The organism is Streptomyces xiaopingdaonensis (genome assembly GCF_000262345.1).
Lineage (GTDB): Bacteria > Actinomycetota > Actinomycetes > Streptomycetales > Streptomycetaceae > Streptomyces > Streptomyces xiaopingdaonensis.
Window position 1 is genome coordinate 1 of the sequence record NZ_AJTQ01000044.1, and the last position, 16,054, is coordinate 16,054.

15 protein-coding genes are annotated in these 16,054 nt (G+C 72.6%); 10 read left to right on the plus strand and 5 right to left on the minus strand.

Annotation, left to right across the window (positions count from 1 at the left end):
* From UWG_RS0103075 to UWG_RS0103095, 5 genes are all read left to right on the plus strand, one after another.
* The coding region (locus UWG_RS0103075; RefSeq protein ID WP_016905739.1) for an ABC transporter substrate-binding protein at positions 1–1,495 on the plus strand (1,495 nt) is incomplete at its 5' end.
* Complete coding sequence (locus UWG_RS0103080; protein ID WP_016905740.1) at positions 1,492–2,502, plus strand: ABC transporter permease; 1,011 nt, start codon at positions 1,492–1,494, stop codon at positions 2,500–2,502. The genes UWG_RS0103075 and UWG_RS0103080, both read left to right, overlap by 4 nt.
* Positions 2,499–3,419, plus strand: a complete 921-nt coding sequence (locus UWG_RS0103085) for an ABC transporter permease (protein WP_016905741.1) — start codon at positions 2,499–2,501, stop codon at positions 3,417–3,419. Before UWG_RS0103080 ends, UWG_RS0103085 begins: the two co-directional genes overlap by 4 nt.
* Complete coding sequence (locus tag UWG_RS29385; RefSeq protein WP_016905742.1) at positions 3,416–4,273, plus strand: ATP-binding cassette domain-containing protein; 858 nt, start codon at positions 3,416–3,418, stop codon at positions 4,271–4,273. The genes UWG_RS0103085 and UWG_RS29385 overlap by 4 nt, the downstream gene beginning before the upstream one ends.
* Complete coding sequence (locus tag UWG_RS0103095; protein WP_016905743.1) at positions 4,270–5,106, plus strand: ATP-binding cassette domain-containing protein; 837 nt, start codon at positions 4,270–4,272, stop codon at positions 5,104–5,106. The genes UWG_RS29385 and UWG_RS0103095 overlap by 4 nt, the downstream gene beginning before the upstream one ends.
* Before the next feature lie 80 nt (positions 5,107–5,186).
* Here UWG_RS0103095 and UWG_RS0103100 read toward each other — a convergent pair whose 3' ends face one another.
* Complete coding sequence (locus UWG_RS0103100) at positions 5,187–6,077, minus strand: ROK family protein (RefSeq protein ID WP_016905744.1); 891 nt, start codon at positions 6,075–6,077, stop codon at positions 5,187–5,189.
* Positions 6,078–6,193: 116 nt separating this feature from the next.
* Here UWG_RS0103100 and UWG_RS0103105 point away from each other — a divergent pair, with 116 nt between their 5' ends.
* Genes UWG_RS0103105 through UWG_RS0103115 form a run of 3 tightly spaced genes read left to right on the plus strand, consistent with a single transcriptional unit; the run spans position 6,194 to position 8,555 of the window.
* Positions 6,194–7,006, plus strand: coding sequence for a creatininase family protein (locus UWG_RS0103105; RefSeq protein ID WP_016905745.1), 813 nt, complete (start codon positions 6,194–6,196; stop codon positions 7,004–7,006).
* Positions 7,003–8,130, plus strand: a complete 1,128-nt coding sequence (locus UWG_RS0103110) for a mandelate racemase/muconate lactonizing enzyme family protein (protein WP_016905746.1) — start codon at positions 7,003–7,005, stop codon at positions 8,128–8,130. Before UWG_RS0103105 ends, UWG_RS0103110 begins: the two co-directional genes overlap by 4 nt.
* Positions 8,127–8,555 carry a RidA family protein gene (locus UWG_RS0103115; protein ID WP_016905747.1) on the plus strand — a complete coding sequence of 143 codons (429 nt, stop codon included), beginning with the start codon at positions 8,127–8,129 and terminating at the stop codon, positions 8,553–8,555. The genes UWG_RS0103110 and UWG_RS0103115 overlap by 4 nt, the downstream gene beginning before the upstream one ends.
* A 194-nt stretch (positions 8,556–8,749) precedes the next feature.
* On the opposite strand, the gene UWG_RS0103120 is transcribed toward UWG_RS0103115, so the two are convergent.
* Together UWG_RS0103120 and UWG_RS0103125 are read right to left on the minus strand one after the other, a co-directional pair.
* Entirely contained in the window at positions 8,750–9,220 is a 471-nt protein-coding gene (locus UWG_RS0103120) for an NUDIX hydrolase (RefSeq protein WP_016905748.1), read from the minus strand.
* A gap of 221 nt (positions 9,221–9,441) precedes the next feature.
* A complete protein-coding gene (locus UWG_RS0103125; protein WP_016905749.1) occupies positions 9,442–10,731 on the minus strand; it encodes an exo-beta-N-acetylmuramidase NamZ family protein in 1,290 nt (429 codons plus the stop codon).
* Positions 10,732–10,934: 203 nt separating this feature from the next.
* On the opposite strand from UWG_RS0103125, the gene UWG_RS0103130 reads away from it, so the two are divergent.
* The gene (locus UWG_RS0103130) at positions 10,935–11,447 is read left to right on the plus strand and encodes an O-acetyl-ADP-ribose deacetylase (protein ID WP_016905750.1); all 513 of its coding nucleotides are present in this window, start codon (positions 10,935–10,937) and stop codon (positions 11,445–11,447) included.
* A gap of 45 nt (positions 11,448–11,492) precedes the next feature.
* Here UWG_RS0103130 and UWG_RS0103135 read toward each other — a convergent pair whose 3' ends face one another.
* Entirely contained in the window at positions 11,493–12,245 is a 753-nt protein-coding gene (locus UWG_RS0103135) for a MerR family transcriptional regulator (protein ID WP_016905751.1), read from the minus strand.
* Positions 12,246–12,432: 187 nt separating this feature from the next.
* A complete protein-coding gene (locus UWG_RS0103140; RefSeq protein ID WP_016905752.1) occupies positions 12,433–13,443 on the minus strand; it encodes a multicopper oxidase domain-containing protein in 1,011 nt (336 codons plus the stop codon).
* A gap of 287 nt (positions 13,444–13,730) precedes the next feature.
* Here UWG_RS0103140 and UWG_RS0103145 point away from each other — a divergent pair, with 287 nt between their 5' ends.
* Positions 13,731–16,046, plus strand: coding sequence for a ThuA domain-containing protein (locus tag UWG_RS0103145; protein ID WP_016905753.1), 2,316 nt, complete (start codon positions 13,731–13,733; stop codon positions 16,044–16,046).
* Positions 16,047–16,054: the final 8 nt, after the last annotated feature.

A 16,054-nucleotide genomic window follows, 5' to 3' on the forward strand; every position in this document is an offset into this window, starting at 1 on the left:
CCTCGCCGCCCCGCCCCTGCTCACCGGGTGCGGAAGCGCGGCCGGCACGGGCGGCGGCGATGTCGGGGACGTCCTCCGCGTCTCGCAACCCGGCGACGCCAAGACCATGGACCCGCACAAGCAGGGCGACATGGTCTCGATGAACGTGCTGATCAACATCTTCGACACGCTCACCGCCCGCGGCTCCGACAACCGCCTGCGCCCCGGCCTCGCCACCGAGTGGAAGGCGACGTCGCCGACCACCTGGCGCTTCCGCCTCCGCCGCGGCGTGACCTTCCACAACGGCGAGGTCTGCGACGCCCGCGCCGTGAAGTCCAGCATCGAGCGGGTCCTGGATCCGGCCACCAAGTCGCCCATCGTGGAGCTGCGTTACGTCCGAGAGGTCAGCGTCGTCGACCGGTACACCGTCGAGGTGCACACCGAGATCCACGATCCGATCCTCCCGGAGAAGCTCTCCCTCTTCGGCGGCGCCGTCGTCCCCCCGCGCTACCTGGCGGAGGTCGGTGAGCGCGGCTTCGCCCAACACCCCGTCGGCACCGGCCCGTTCCGCTACGCCGAATGGCGGCGCGATCACGAGATGCGCATGCGGGCGTTCGGGAAGCACTGGCGCGGTCGGCCGGGCGTCTCCGAACTCGTCTTCACGCCGGCGCCCGACGCCTCGTCCTCCCTCGCCGCGTTGCAGAGCGGCGGCGTGGACCTCGTCACCGGCCTCACCCCGGACGCTGCCGAGCAGCTGGAGGGGTACACCGGCGTGCGGGTCGACAACGACACCGGCATCCGCACCGCCTACCTCTCCCTCAACACCCTCGAACGCGGCCCCCTTCGCGACCGCCGCGTCCGGCAGGCCCTCAACCACGCGACAGACGTACCGCTGCTGATCAAGGCGGTGCTCGGCGGGCGCGCCGCCGAGGTCCCCGCGATGATCCCGCGCGGCGCCTTCGGCTTCGACGGATCCATCAAGCCGTTCGAGCGCTCCGTGACCACCGCCCGCGAGCTCCTCGCCGATGCCGGCTACCCGCAGGGCTTCACCACCACCCTCACCGCCTCCAACGTCGACGCCAACGTCGCGGAGGCGCTCTCCGGGCTTCTCGCCAGGGCCGGCGTGCAGGCCAAGGTCTCCCTGCTCGACCCCGGGACCTACTCGCAGCGGCTCACCTCGGACAACCACGGCGCCCTCGGCCCGATGTACCTCGCGGCCAGCACCGTGTGGACGATGGACGGCTCCTCGATGCTCCAGTCCAACGTGCGCAGCGACCGCCGGCAGAGCCGCTGGCACAACGACGAGGCGGACCGGCTGATCGACGTCGAGGAGCAGTCCGTCGACCCGGAACGGCGCCGGGCCGCCTTCTCCGATCTCCAGCGACTCGTGCGCACCGAGGCCCCGTTCGTCCCGCTCTTCCAGTACGACAACGTCTACGCCCGCAACGAGCGCCCGAGTTGGCATCCCGGCGCCGCAGGAATCCTGGCCATGGGCGACGCGGAGGTGGCGTCATGACCGGCACGACCGTGAGCCCGCCGCCTCCGGCGGCCACCGAACCGCCGGCCGCCGGCTACGGGAAGGAGGCGGGACGTGCCGCACGCGTACTGCGCCAGGTCGCGCTGCGCCTCGGCACCGCCCTGCTGGTGCTCTTCTGCACCGCCACCGTCGCCTTCTTCCTGGTACGGCTCTCCGGAGACCCGGTCAAGACGCTTCTGCCGCCGGACGCCACCGCCCAGCAGGAGGAATCGCTGAGAGCCGGCCTCGGTCTCGACCGCTCGCTCCTCAGCCAGTACCTGCACTACCTCGGCGGGCTGCCCCGGTTCGACTTCGGCGACTCCCTCTTCTACAACCAGCCCGTCCGCACCGTGCTCGCCGACCGGCTCCCCGCCACCCTCGAACTCGCCGCGGGCGCCCTCGTGCTGACGCTGCTGATCGCCGTGCCGGCGGGCATCGTCGCGGCGATGCGCCGCGGCCGGCCCACCGACCGCGGCGTCATGGCCACGGTGCTCCTCGGGCAGTCCACACCGCCGTTCTGGGTCGGCATCCTGCTCATCCTGCTCTTCGCCGTCACCTTCCAGGTGCTCCCGGCCTCCGGCTACGGCACCCTCGCCCACCTCGTGCTGCCGGCGGTGACGCTCGCCGTGTACTCGGTCGCCGTCGTCGCCAGACTGCTGCGCTCCTCGCTCATCGACGTGCTCAGCGCCGACCACATCCGCTCCGCGCGCGCACGGGGCCTCGGCCCCGTCAAGACCGTCCTCAGGCACGGGCTGCGGAACGCCTCGCTGCCCGTCGTGACCGTCGTCGGCCTGGAGGTCGGCAGCCTCCTGGGCGGGGCGATCCTCACCGAGCGGGTCTTCTCCTGGCCGGGCGTCGGGCAGTTGACCGTCGAGGCGATCGCCAACCGCGACTTCCCCCTCGTCCAGGCGACCGTGCTGTTCTTCGCCGCCACCTTCGTCGTGGTCAACCTGCTGGTCGACCTCTCCTACAGCCTCCTCGACCCGAGAGTGAGGAGCTCCCGTTGACCGACTCGACCACCACCGGAGCGACGGCCAGCAGCGCCCCCGGCGCAGGCGCGGCCGGGGCCTCCCGTACGGGAGTGCTGTACTCCCTCCTGCGCAACAGACTCGCGGTCTGCGCCCTGGTGTTCTTGGTGCTCGCCGCTGCGGCGGCCGTCTTCGCACCGCTGATCGTGCCCCACGACCCGGCCCACCAGGACCTGCTGGTCCGTCTCCGTCCGCCCGCGTGGCAGTCCGGCGGCAGCGCCGAACACCTCCTCGGGACCGACCAGTTGGGTCGCGACCTGCTCGCCCGGGTGCTCTACGGCACCCGCGTCTCGCTCCTCGTCGGTGCCGGTGCGGCGCTGCTGGCCGGCCTCGTGGGTACCGTCGTGGGCCTCTCCTCCGGCTACCTCGGGGGCTGGCTCGACCGGGTGCTGATGCGCCTCGCCGACGTGCAACTCGCCTTTCCCGCCATCCTGCTGGCCCTGGCGATCGTCGGGTTCCTCGGCTCCGGGCTGTGGTACGTCATCCTGGTACTCGGCTTCACCGGGTGGGTCGCCTACGCACGCGTCGTCCGGTCCGAGGTGCTGTCGCTGCGTACCAGGGACTTCGTCACCGAGGCGAGGGCCATCGGCGTCACCGACGCCACCATCATGCGCCGGCACCTGCTCCCCAACGTCCTCGCGCCGCTCGCCACCATCGGCACGCTGCACGTCGCCACGGCGATCGTCGCCGAGGCCTCGCTCAGCTATCTGGGCCTGGGCGTGCCGAAGGAGACCGTCACCTGGGGCGGCATGCTCTCCGACGGTCAGCTCTACCTGGGCACCGCCTGGTGGGTGGCCGTCTTCCCCGGCGTCGCCCTCATGCTCACCTCGCTCGCGATCAACATCACAGGCGACGCCCTGCGCGACGTCGCGGACCCGAAGGCGTACCGCAGATGACACAGCCAAGGCCGAACACCCCGCACTCCCCGGCCGCTTCGGCGCCGCCCGGGCACTCCGACCCGCTCCTCGAAATCCGCGGCCTCAGCGTCGACTTCGTGCTGGAGTCGTCCGTCGTGCACGCGGTGCGCGGCGTCGACCTCCGCGTCGGCGCGGGCGAGACGCTCGCCGTCGTAGGGGAGTCGGGCAGCGGCAAGTCCGCCACCGCGCTCTCGGTCCTGCGACTCAACCCGCAGCCCCCGTGCGTCTACGCCGCAGGGGAGATCCGGTTCGACGGGCAGGACCTGCTGCGCGCGGGGGAACGCGAGCTCGGCCGGGTCCGCGGAGCCGGAGTCGCGATGGTCTTCCAGGACCCCATGACGAGCCTCGACCCACTGCAACGCGTCGGGCCGCAGGTCGCGGAGGCACTCCGGCACCACCGCGGCACCTCCCGCGGCCAGGCCCGCACCGCCGCGCTCGCCGCCCTCGAAGAGGTCGGAATCCCCGAACCGGAGCGCCGCTACCGGCAGTTCCCGCACGAGCTCTCCGGCGGCCTGCGGCAACGGGTGATGATCGCCGCGGCGCTCGTCGTCCGGCCGCGGGTGCTCATCGCCGACGAACCGACCACCGCGCTCGACGTCACCGTCCAACGGCAGATCCTCGACCTCCTGGTCGACCTGCAACGCCGGCACGGCATGGCCGTGGTGCTGATCACCCACGACCTCGGCGTGGTCGCCGAGACCGCTGACCGCGTCGCGGTGATGCACCGCGGCGAAGTCGTCGAGACCGGTTCCGTCCTCGACGTCTTCGATCGGCCCGCCGACGACTACACCCGCCGACTCCTCGCCGCCACGCCCCGATTGGAGACGGTGTGACCCCCTCCCCGGCCTCCGCGCCACTGCTCGCGCTCGACGGGCTGCGCAAGGTTTTCCCCGGCGGCGCCGTCGCCGTCGACGACGTCTCGCTCACGGTCGGCGAGGGCGAGACGCTCGCCGTCGTCGGGGAGTCGGGCTGCGGCAAGACGACGCTCACCAGGCTGCTGCTCCGCCTCCTCGAACCGACCTCGGGCACCGTCCGGTTCGAGGGGCGCGACCTGACCGCCCTCGCACCGGGCCGCCTCCGCGACGTCCGCGCGCGGATGCAGGTCGTCCTCCAGGACCCGTACTCCAGCATGAATCCGCGGATGCGCGTCGTGGACATCGTCGGCGAACCGCTCGTCACGCACGATCCGCAGGCCCGCGGTCGCCGCAACCGGGCGCGTACCGCCGAGCGGGTCGGGGAACTGCTGGAGTCCGTCGGGCTCGACGCGGCGATGCGCGACCGGTACCCGCACGAGTTCTCCGGCGGCCAGCGGCAGCGCATCTCCATCGCCCGCGCGATCGCGCTGCACCCGCGCCTCGTGGTGCTCGACGAACCCACCAGCGCCCTCGACGTCTCGGTGCAGGCGCGCGTCCTCGACCTGCTCGCCGAGCTCCAGCAGCGGCTCGGCCTCACCTACGTCTTCGTCTCGCACAACCTCGCCGTGGTGCGACAGGTCGCCGACCGCGTCGCGGTGATGCGGGGCGGTCGCCTCGTCGAACTCGGCGGTGCCGCACAGGTCTTCACCGAGCCGGCGCACCCGTACACGCGGCAACTCCTCGACGCCGTTCCCGTCCCCGACCCGCGTGCCGCACGGCGCGGAAGGACGGCGACGGAGGCCGCCGGATGAGTACCGCACCGAGGAGGCCGCTGCCCCGCCCTCCCAAGGGAAGCCTCCCACCGGGGGCGGCGCATCCGCCGGACGCTCGCCTACTGCGCGGAGAGCACCAACCCGGCGCCGCCGAGCAGCGCGACGTCGTCGACGGCCCCGCTGCCGACGGAGACCCGCGGCTGCTCCGCCTGCGGCGCGGCGAGCCCCGCACGCAGCCCCTGCTCCACCAGCTCGCGGAACGTCCCGCCGCCCTCGCGCGCCTCGCCGTGCAGGACGAACAGGCCCGGCGCGAAGAGGTGTTGGACGTTGACGAGGCCGAGCGCCAGGTTGCCGGCGTACTCCTCGACGACCCGCCGCGCCGCCTCCTCCGCGGGCGCCGCCGCCACCAGCGCGGCGAGCGTGGCACCGGCGCCCAGGCCCGCCCGTTCGGCCGCGCCGCGCAGCCAACGGGTCGTCGCGACGGTCTTCCAGCAGCCGCGCGCCCCGCAACCGCACCGCTCGCCGTGGGCCGAGACGGTCATGTGCGCACCGCTCCGCCCGCCGGGGGGTGCCACCACCTCGCCGTCGTACAGCAGCCCGACGCCCAGCACTTCGCCGGTGGAGACCGAAGCGAAGGTCCGGCGTCCGCGTCCGGGCCCGAACCAGCGGTCGCCGAGCACCTGGAGCCGCGCCCGGTGCTCCACCCGTGCCGGCGCGTCCACGAGTTCCCCGAGGCGCCGAGCGACCGGGTAACCGCTCAGCGCAGGTGCGTCGTTGACCTCCACGACGAGGCCCGCCTCCGGGTCGACGAGCCCCGGCGCGGCCACTCCGACGCCGAGCGGTCTGGCGCCGGCGAAGACGCCGGCGGCCCGGGCGAGGGCCGCGTCGATCTCGCCGCGGGTCGCCGCCGCGGCGTCGAACGTCGCTTCCGCGCGCGCCAGGATCTCGCCCGACCTGCTGAGCACGGCGGCACTTATCCGCCCGGGCACCAGCTCGACGGCCCCCAACATCGGCCCGGCGGCGCTCGGCACGGGCTCCGCCGCCGTATCCGGAACCAACCGCAAAGGAGCACGTTCATGAGCCATGGGGCGACTCTGCCACGTCCCTCCACCGCGGGGGTAGCGCGGTGAGCGGCACCGAAGCCGACCGCAGCGGAACCCGCCGGCTGGCACGTCTCACCAGCGACGAGGTCCGCGCCGCCGCGGACGGAGGCATCGCGGTGCTGCCGCTCGGTTCCCAGGAGCAGCATGCCGGGCACCTGCCGATGGGCACGGACGCGCTCCTCGTCGAGGCGGCCGTGGACAGGGCCGAGGCGCTCCTCGCCAAGGATGCCGACGCGCCGGAGCTGGTCCGGCTGCCGACGCTGCCGTTCGGCCACAGTCCGCACCACCTCTTCGCCGCCGCCGTCTCCCTCTCCGCGCAGACGCTCTCCGCGGTCCTCCACGACGTCCTCGACTCCCTCGCCGTCACCGGCTACCGCCGCGTCCTGCTCGTCAACGGGCACGGCGGCAACGACGAGATCATGCGGCTCGCCGTCAAGCGCTACGCGCTGCGCGCCGACGTCACCCTTGCCGCCTGCTCCTACTGGACGCTCGCCGAGGGCACGGAACTCTCGGACGCCGAACGCCCCGAGGCGACACCGGGGCACGCCGGTTGGTTCGAGACCTCCCTGATGCTCGCCGCCCACCCCGACCTGGTGCGCACGCCGGTCGCGCCGCGTCCGCCCGTCGACCCGCCGCCGCTCTTCGATGCTCCGCCGCACCCCGGCCTCACCGTAGAGCGGTACGGAGAGTGGGCGCGTGTCGGTGGTGCCACCGACGACGCCGCAACCGCCGAAGCCGCCACCGGAGAACGGCTCCTGGAGGCGCGGGCCCGCGGACTCGCCGCCGCCGTCCGTGCCTTCGCCACCGCCACCGCCCCGCCCCGAGGAGCAGCATGAAGATCACCGATGTCGACGTCCAGGTCGTCAACCTGCCGTTGGTCAACCCGTTCACCAGCTCCTTCGAGACGAAGACCGGCGAGACCCGCACCGTGGTGCGCATCCGTACCGACGACGGGATCGAGGGGTGGGGCGAGACGATGTGGGGGCGCCCCGTCGCCGCGCTCGTCGAGCAGCTCGGCGAAGAGCTCGTCGGCACCAGTCCGTTCGCGCTGGAGGCGTTCCACCGCAGGCACCACATGGTGCCGTTCTTCCACGGCTACCTCGGCTACGCCGCCCTCGCCGCGCTCGACGTCGCCTGCTGGGACGCGATCGGCAAGGCGAGCGGCCAGTCCCTCGTCGACCTGCTCGGCGGCCCGGTCCGCGCGGAGGTCCCGATCACCGCGCTGATCACCCGGGCCGATGCTCCCGCGTCGCGCCCGGCCGACCTGCCCGCGGCCCTCGCCGACCACGCGGCCGCCGTCGTGGCCGAGGGCGGGTTCCGCGCGGTGAAGCTCAAGGGCACCACCGACGTCGCGGGCGACGTGGCGATACTGCGGGCGCTGCGCGAGGCGCTGCCCGGTGTCCACCTGCGGGTCGACCCCAACGCCGCCTGGTCGGTGCCGGATTCGGTCCGCGCCGGTATCGCCCTCGAGGAGCTCGACCTGGAGTACCTGGAGGACCCCTGCACGGGAATCGAGGGGATGAGCCAGGTCCGCGCCAAGGTCCGCATCCCGCTCTGCACCAACATGTGCGTCGTGCGGTTCGAGGACTTCGCGCCCGCGGTGCGCCTGGGCGCCGTCGACGTCATCCACGGCGACGTCTACAAGTGGGGCGGCATCGGCCCGACCAAGGCGCTCGCCGCGCACTGCGAGACCTTCGGGCTCGGCATGAACCTGCACAGCGGCGGCGAGCTCGGCATCGCCACCGCCGCCCACCTCGCCGTCGTCACCAGCACCCCGGTGCTCTCCCGCGCCATCGACAGCATGTACTACCTGCACGCGGACGACATCATCGAGCCGCTTCCGCTGAACGACGGCTGCCTGCGCGCCCCGTCGGGCCCCGGCCTCGGCGTCCGCGTCGACGAGGAGAAGCTGCGCCACTACGCGGCCGTCAACGAACGGGAAGGAGACCTGACCCGATGACCGACGAATTTGTCAGCCCCGCCATCCGGCCGGCTGCGGAGACAGCAGGGCGCGAACCGGTCGTCACCGCGGGGGCGCCGCAGCCCGCCGGCGCCTACAGCCAGGGGCTCGTCGCCGGCGGCTTGCTCCACACCGCGGGGTTCGGTCCCCAGGACCCGGCCACAGGACGCGTGCCCGAGGGCATCGGCGAGCAGACGCGGCAGGTGCTGCGGAACGTCGGCGCGGTGCTCGAAGCGCGAGGTCTCTCCTTTGCGCACGCGGTGAAGGTCACCGTCCATCTAGCCGAACTCCACCGGGACTTCGGCGAGTTCGACGCCGCCTACCGCGAGTTCGTCACGCCGCCGTACCCGGTGCGCACCACGGTGGGCTCCGAACTGATGGACATCCTGGTGGAGATCGACGTCGTGGCCGCCGTTCCCGAATGAGGACGGCGCCGGGATGCGCCCTGGCGTGGCGGGGCGCACCCCGGCGCGGCCCCGACGGGGCGGGGTGCGCCGTCGCCCGCCCCGTCGACGGTACGGCGGCAGTTGGCGCGGGAGGCCAGGAGGCAGGCTTTCGGTGCGCTGCACGGGCCCGCGGCGCCACGTGCGACGGTGCCTCGCCGCGCCTGCTGCGGGACCTATCCCAGGGACGGCGCCGAGCGGCCCCGGAGGAAATGCCGGATGCGCATCCGCTGCGTGTGGTGCAGGGACAGCTCGTCCAACTCGTCGGGCGGCACGAACCGCAGCTCCGTGGACTCCTCCGAGAGCGCCGGCTCGCCTCCGGCGATGCGGGCCGCGAAGCACACGTTGCACTGCCGCCGCACCTCGCCGCCGGTACAGGCGACGACGTGCCGCGGATCCGTGTACGTGCCGACGAGGCCGGTGATCTCGACATCGAGCCCCGTCTCCTCCTTCACCTCGCGCACGGCCGCTTCCGGGAGCGACTCGGTCGGCTCCATGCCCCCGCCGGGCAGCGCCCACAGGCCGTTGTCGGCGCGCCGTCGGAGCAGGATGCGCCCTTGCTCGTCGGTGACGGCGGCCGAGGCGGCGACCACCAGGCTGCTGGGTTCGGGTGCGTCGGGATCGCCGTAGTACTCGGTGCGCGCCACTGCTCAGCCCTCCTCTGCGCGTGTGCCCCTGCGTCCGAGGAACGCGGGCCCGGGCGGGTTCGTCTTCGCAGCCCGCGGTGCGCGCTTCCGGCTGGACGGCAACCGCCCGGCAGGACGTGGTCGCCCACGTCCTGCTCGAACTCGCGCTGGATGCCGGGGCGATGACGTTCACCCGGTGCGCGGTCCGCGCAGTACGCGCCCCGCCGGGGCCCGACAGCCGATCAGTAGAGCAGGTAGGGCCGCCGCCGCTGCTCGAACCGGCGCACCTCGTCCCGCCAGGCGGCGGCGGCCCGCTCCCAGCCGGCGCCGTCGTCGAGCATGGTGCGCAGCCTGCTGGAGCCGGAGAGCTTGTCGATCCAGTACGGGCGCTTGTCGTCGGCGTCCTTGCGCCAGGTGAACCCGTCGTAGGCGCGGGCCGCCGCGAGCATCGCCACCGCCGTCGGGATCGCCCGGTACCGCGCCGGGTCGGTGACGAAAAGTTGGACGCCCGCGCAGGTCTCGCCCTCGTGGTCGCCGAAGGTCGGTACGAAGTAGCCCTCGCGGAACCGGACGCCGGGCAGGTCGAGGGCGTTGAGCCGGTCGCTGTACCGGTGGTCGAGGTACGGGGCGCCGATGAACTGGAAGGGCTGCGTGGTGCCCCGCCCCTCGGAGAGGTTGGTGCCCTCGAAGTACCCCGTGCCCGCGTAGGCGGTCGCGGTGTCAGGGGTCGGCATGTTGGGCGACGGCGGCACCCAGGGAAGGCCGTGCTGCTGCGCGGTGGCCCGCGGATCGAGGCCCCGTACGCGGACGACCTCCGGCTCGACCGAGCCGCCCTCGCCCTCGTGGGGAAGGAGTTCCCCGTCGAAGTAGCGCGCGAGTTCGCCGACGGTCATGCCGTGCTGCTGCACGATCGGCTTCAACCCGACGCCCGACGCGAACTCCTCGGTGAGCAGCGGCCCGTCGACGCGGCGCCCCAGCGGGTTGGGCCGGTCGAGGACGACGAAGCGCGCGCCCACGGAGCGCGCCGCGACCATCGCGTGGTACATCGTCCAGATGTACGTGTAGAAGCGGACGCCGACGTCCTGGATGTCGAAGACGACGGTCTCCACGCCGGCGTCCCCGAAGAGCCCGGCGAGCTTCGCCGCATCGGCCCCGTAGGCGTCGTAGACGGTGAGCCCGGTGCGCGGGTCCTCGAACTCGGGCTCGGACTCGCCGGCTTGGGCGCTGCCGCGGAACCCGTGCTCGGGGCCGAAGACGCCGACCACGTCGAGCGCGCCGGGGCCCGACTGCTCCGCCATCGAGTCGACGATGTGGCGCGCGTCCCGCAGTACCCCCGTCGGGTTGCTGACGACGCCGAGCCGCCGGCCGCGCAGCATCCGCCAGCCCTCGCGGGCGGCGGCGTCTGCACCCGGCACGACGCGTCGGGCCGCGCCGGGCGCGGCCGCGGCGGTGCCGGGCGCGAGGAGCTGCCCGGCGAGCGCGGTGCCGGCTCCGCCGGCGAGCAGAGTGCGGCGGGAGGGTCTCGGGGACATCGCGAACCGTCCTTCCGGGAGGTGCACCGTTGCCGGCACGGGGAGTTCGGGTACGTGCACGCCCGTCGGGGGTGTGCGGCTGCGCGGTCGCACAAGGTATCGGCGCTCCGCGGGCGACGACAGCCCCCGCGCGCCGTCCAGGGTGCACGCCGCGCTGTGCGGCGCCCGCCGCGGACACGGCGCGCGGTGCGAGGATGGCCCGTATGCCGAAGCCGAAGCTCACCCTCGTCCGCGGGGACCTCACCGAACAGGACGTCGACGTGGTGGTGAACGCCGCCAACTCCTCGCTGCTCGGCGGCGGCGGGGTCGACGGCGCGATCCACCGCAGGGGCGGCCCCGAGATCGTCGCCGCCTGCCGCGACCTCCGCGCCACCAGCCACGTCGACGGCCTGCCCACCGGGCAGGCCGTCGCCACCACCGCCGGCCGGCTGCCGGCCCGGTGGGTGGTGCACACGGTGGGCCCCGTCCACGCGAAGTCGGAGGACCGCTCCGGGCTGCTCGTTTCCGCGCACCGCGAATCCCTGCGCGTGGCCCGGGAGTTGGGCGCCCGCACGGTGGCCTTCCCGGCGATCTCCACCGGCGTCTACCGCTGGCCCCTCGCGGACGCGGCGCGGATCGCGCTCGGCACGGTGCGGACGGAGGGGGAGGGGTTCGAGGAGATCAGGTTCGTGCTCTTCGGGGACGACGCCTACCGGGCCTTCGAGGCCGAGCTGTAGCCCCGCTGCCGGGGTGCGCCCCGGCGGCGGAACCCCCGGAGGCGCTCAGTCCAGCTCGGAGCGGGCGTAGGCGTCCATCGCGTCGCGCAGGTAGACGGCGAGGCCGTCGGCGACCCTGTCGTGGTTGGCGCGCAGATCCGGGTCCTCGACGTAGTGCTGCCCGAGTCCCCTGTACGCGGCGGCGTTCGGCGTCCAGAACCGGCACACGCCCCGGTAGTGGGCGTCCACCTCGGCCTGCACCGCCGGGTCGTCGACCGGTGTGCCCGCGCTCATGAGTTCGGCCACGCGGATGAGCTGTGACGTCACCTCGCGCTGCCACCGCTCCGTCTCCTCCGCGGTCATCGTCTCGACGACCTGCCGCGACTGCTCCCACTGCTCCGGCCACCGCTCGCGCGCCTCCTCTTCGACGCGTGCGGGCTGGAACCCTTCGAAGAGGTTCTCCGGCCTGTTGATCTGCATCGTCTCCCTGCTTTCCTCGAGGGAGGCGAGGGTCCGCTCGACGGTGCGGGTGAGCGTCTCCAGGCGCTGCCGCTCCGCCAGCAGCCTTCGGCGGTGCTCGCGGAGGACGGCCACCTGGTCGCGCCGGCGTTCCAGGACCGCCCCTATCTCCCGCAGCCCCACGCCCAACTCCCGCATCAGCAGGATCTGTTGGAGCCGCAGCAGCTCGGGCTGACCGTAGTAGCGGTGCCCGTTGCCGCCGATGCCGGCGGGCGGCAGCAGTCCGGTCTCGTCGTAGTGGCGCAGTGTCCGGGACGTCACCCCGGACATCCGGGCAACCTCCGCGATCGACCAGGCCATCGCCCCGCCTTCCCTCGCCGGGCCGGTATCTCCGGCCGCACGAAGGACCGTAGAAGTTGACGCGGCGGCAAGCGCAAGCCGGCCGCCCGATCACGCGCCGCCTCCTGTCCCAGGTGGCGGGGACAGGAGGCGGCGCGGGTCGGGTGGCCGCGGCGGGGGAGATCCGCGGCGCCCCCGGGGCGGTCGGTCAGTGGCCGGTGTGGTCCGGGCCCGAACCCCCCTTCGCCGGCGGGGAGTCGGCCGTGCCGCCGCCGTGCCCCTCGTGCCCGCCTCCGCCGCCGGGGACCTCCCCGTTCTCGTCGGTGACGATGAAGAGACCGGCCATGCCCATGTCCGAGTGGCTCTGCACATGGCAGTGGTACATCCACTCGCCGGGGCCGACGTGCTCGCCAGCGATCACCTGGAAGCCGAAGGAGTCGCCAGGGCCTGTGAGCTTGTCGTCGATGATGCGGCTCGGGTCGTCGGCGGAGGCGAGCAGGCCCGTGCGGTTGTCGGCCCAGCGGTGCCCGTGGACGTGGAAGGTGTGGTAGAACTCGCCGTGCGTGATCTGGATGAACTCGACGCGCTCGCCCGACTGCGCGGTGAAGTCGGGGACTTCGTCGCCCTCGGCGCCGGTCTTGTTGTTGATCGTCATGTCGTTGAAGACGACGACGAACTGCTTGTCGGGGATCGGGTCCCCCTGGCGGCGCACGACGAGCGCACCGTAGAGCCCCTTCTGCAGCCCCTGGGTGCCGTGGTCGGTGCCGACGGCGTGGTCGTGGTAGTGCCAGTAGCCGGCGCTGCCCGGGACGAGGGTGCCGTCCTCGCGCTCGCCCGGCGCGTGCGACTCCCAGGTGTAGACGCGGCTCTCGCCCGGCTGCACCACGCTGTCGGTCATCGCCGTGCCGTCGTTCTCGATCGTGTAGTCGACGCCGTGGACGTGGAGGCTGGCGGCGACGTCGAGGTTGTTGACGAGTTCGATGTTGAGGGTGTCGCCCTCGTTCATCTCCAACAAGGGCCCAGGGATGGTCGGTTTGCCGGGTTCGAGTCCGTAGCCCATCAGGTCTTCGCCGACCGGCTCGGCGTAGAGCGTGATGTCGCGGACCTCGCCCGGCGCGGCGTCCTTCCGCGGGGCGGCGGAGGAGAGGCCGGCCGGGGTGAGGGCGGCCAGGGCGGCGCCGGTGGCGAAGGATCTCCGGGAGAAGCGTGATCGCGTCATGCGCAACCTTCCTCGGTCGCCGTGCAATCGACGTTGACGGCGAATCATGTTAGGAAACCGCGCCGAGTTTGCCCACCCTAAAGACAAAGTCCGTCCAACTCTGGTCATAGCCATTGGCGTAACGGCGAAAGGGGTCTAGCTTCCTTGGGCGTTGCTGTCACCTATGAGAGGTGGACGAAGCCATGCGACGCAGACAAGGCGGTCTGGCGCTCACCGCCACAGTGGTTCTCTCGTTGTTAGCGGGCGCCACCGCGACGACCGGGACGTCCGTGGCGAGAGCCGACGCGATGCCCGGCAGCGCCGACGAACCCCAGGTGCTCGTCTTCCACGGTGCCGAGGCCCCGGACGGGTTGACCCGCGCGGGGATCGAGGCGATCACCGAGATCGGCGACGCGGCACCGGACGGCGAGACCTTCGAGACCGAAGCAACCGACGACCCGGGCGCGTTCACGGCCGACAACCTCCAGCAGTACAACGCCGTCGTCTTCCTCTCGGCCGAGGGCGCGGTCCTCGACGCCGACCAGGAGGCCGCCTTCCAGGGGTACATCGAGGACGGCGGCGGGTTCCTCGGCGTCCACGACGCCTCGGCGGCGCAGCCCGACTCCGAGTGGTTCACCGGGCTCCTCGGCGCCCGTGCGGCCGACGGCGGCCCTGAAGGGGCGCAGAAGGCCGTCGTCGAGGTGGGCGACCGCACCCACCCGGCGACGGAGAGCCTCCCCCTGGAGTGGAGCCACACCGACGTGTGGGCCAACTGGGAGGAGAACCCGAGCGGTTCGGTCCACACCGTGGCCCGCGTCCGCGAGCAGTCCTACGACCCGGGCGAAGGCGCGCTCGGCTGGGACCACCCCGTCTCGTGGTGCCGCGACTACGAGGGCGGACGCTCCTTCTACACGGGCATGGGCGGCACGGCCGAGAGCTTCGGCTCCGAGAACCTCCGCACCCACCTGCGCGGGGCCCTGCAGTGGACGACGCGGCTCGCACGCGCCGACTGCCAGGCCGCGATCTCCGCCAACTACCAGGCGGAGCGGGTCACCGAGCCCAATCAGGAGGACCAACTCGACCAGATCGGCGAGCCGCACGGGCTCGCCGTCGCAGACGACGGCCGGGTGCTCTACATCGGCCGCGGAGGCGGGATGCCCGGCAGCCCCGTCGTCACCGACTGGGACGACCCGCAGGTCGGCCTGGGCGAGGGCACCCTCCACGTCTGGGACCCGGAGAGCGGGGAGGTCACCAAGGCCGGCTCGCTCGACGTCTTCGGCAACAAGGGCGGCGGCGAGGAACTCGTCAAGAACGAGGAAGGGTTGCTGGGCATCACCCTCGACCCGGACTTCGCCGAGAACGGCTGGCTCTACCTCCAGTGGACGCCGCACGAGGGGATCGACCGCGAGAAGCACCTCGCCGAGCGCCGCCTCTCCCGCTTCACCTTCGACCTGGAGACCAACACCCTCGACACCGCCTCCGAGCAGGAGCTCCTCTCCTGGCCCGTCCAGGTGCACAGCTGCTGCCACGCCGGCGGAGGCATGGACTGGGACTCGGAGGGCAACCTCTACGTCGCCACGGGGGACAACAACTCCTCCCAGTTCAGCGACGGTTACTCGGGCAACAACCCCGAGCCCTCCTTCGAGGGAACCTCGTTCTCCGACGCGCGCAGGACCGCCGGCAACACCAACAACCTCAACGGCAAGATCCTGCGCATCCACCCCGAGGACGACGGCAGCTACACCGTCCCCGCGGGGAACCTCTTCACCGGAGACGAGGAGGGCGGCGGCAAGACGCGCGAAGAGATCTACATCATGGGCGTGCGCAACCCGTCGCGGATCTTCGTCGACAAGGAGACCGACTGGCTCTACGCGGGCTGGGTGGGCCCCGACGCCGGCGAGCCGTCGACCACCTGGGGCCCGGCGAAGTACGACACGTTCGCCGTGATGAGCGAGGCGGGCAACCAGGGCTGGCCCTACTGCATGGGCAACAAGCAGCCCTACAGGGACCGCAACCTGCCGGACCCCGAGACGCCGCTCGACTGGTACGACTGCGACAACCTCAAGAACGAGTCCCCCAACAACGACGGCCTCGTCGACCTCCCACCGGCGCGCGACAACAACATCTGGTACTCGCCGCAGGGCGGCGGACCCGACTTCCCGCGCGACGAGAACGGCGTGCCCAGCTACGAAATCGACGACCAGGAGCTGAAGTTGCCCTGGCTCTCCGGCGGCGGCCAGGCGGCGATGAACGGCCCGGTCTACCGCTACGACGCGGAGAGCGACTCGGACGTCAAGTGGCCCGAGTACTGGGACGGCAAGTGGTTCGTCGGCGACTACAGCGACTCCGACCCGCGGAACGCCGTGCTCCTCGACCCGTCCAACGCGACGAGCGGCGGCCTCCCCGTCCACTCGGAGAGCCTCCAGGACATCGTCCCGATCGGCAACGACGGCGTCGGCAACCTCATGGACTGGCGGTTCGGCCCCGACGGCTCGCTGTACGTCCTCGACTACGGCCGCGGGTTCTTCACCGCGGACTCCAAGTCGGCGCTCTGGCGCGTGACGTACCAGGGCGGCCCGCCGACTCCGCTGCCTGACGACCACATCGGGCCGAAGGGTTCCTGACGAGAGGA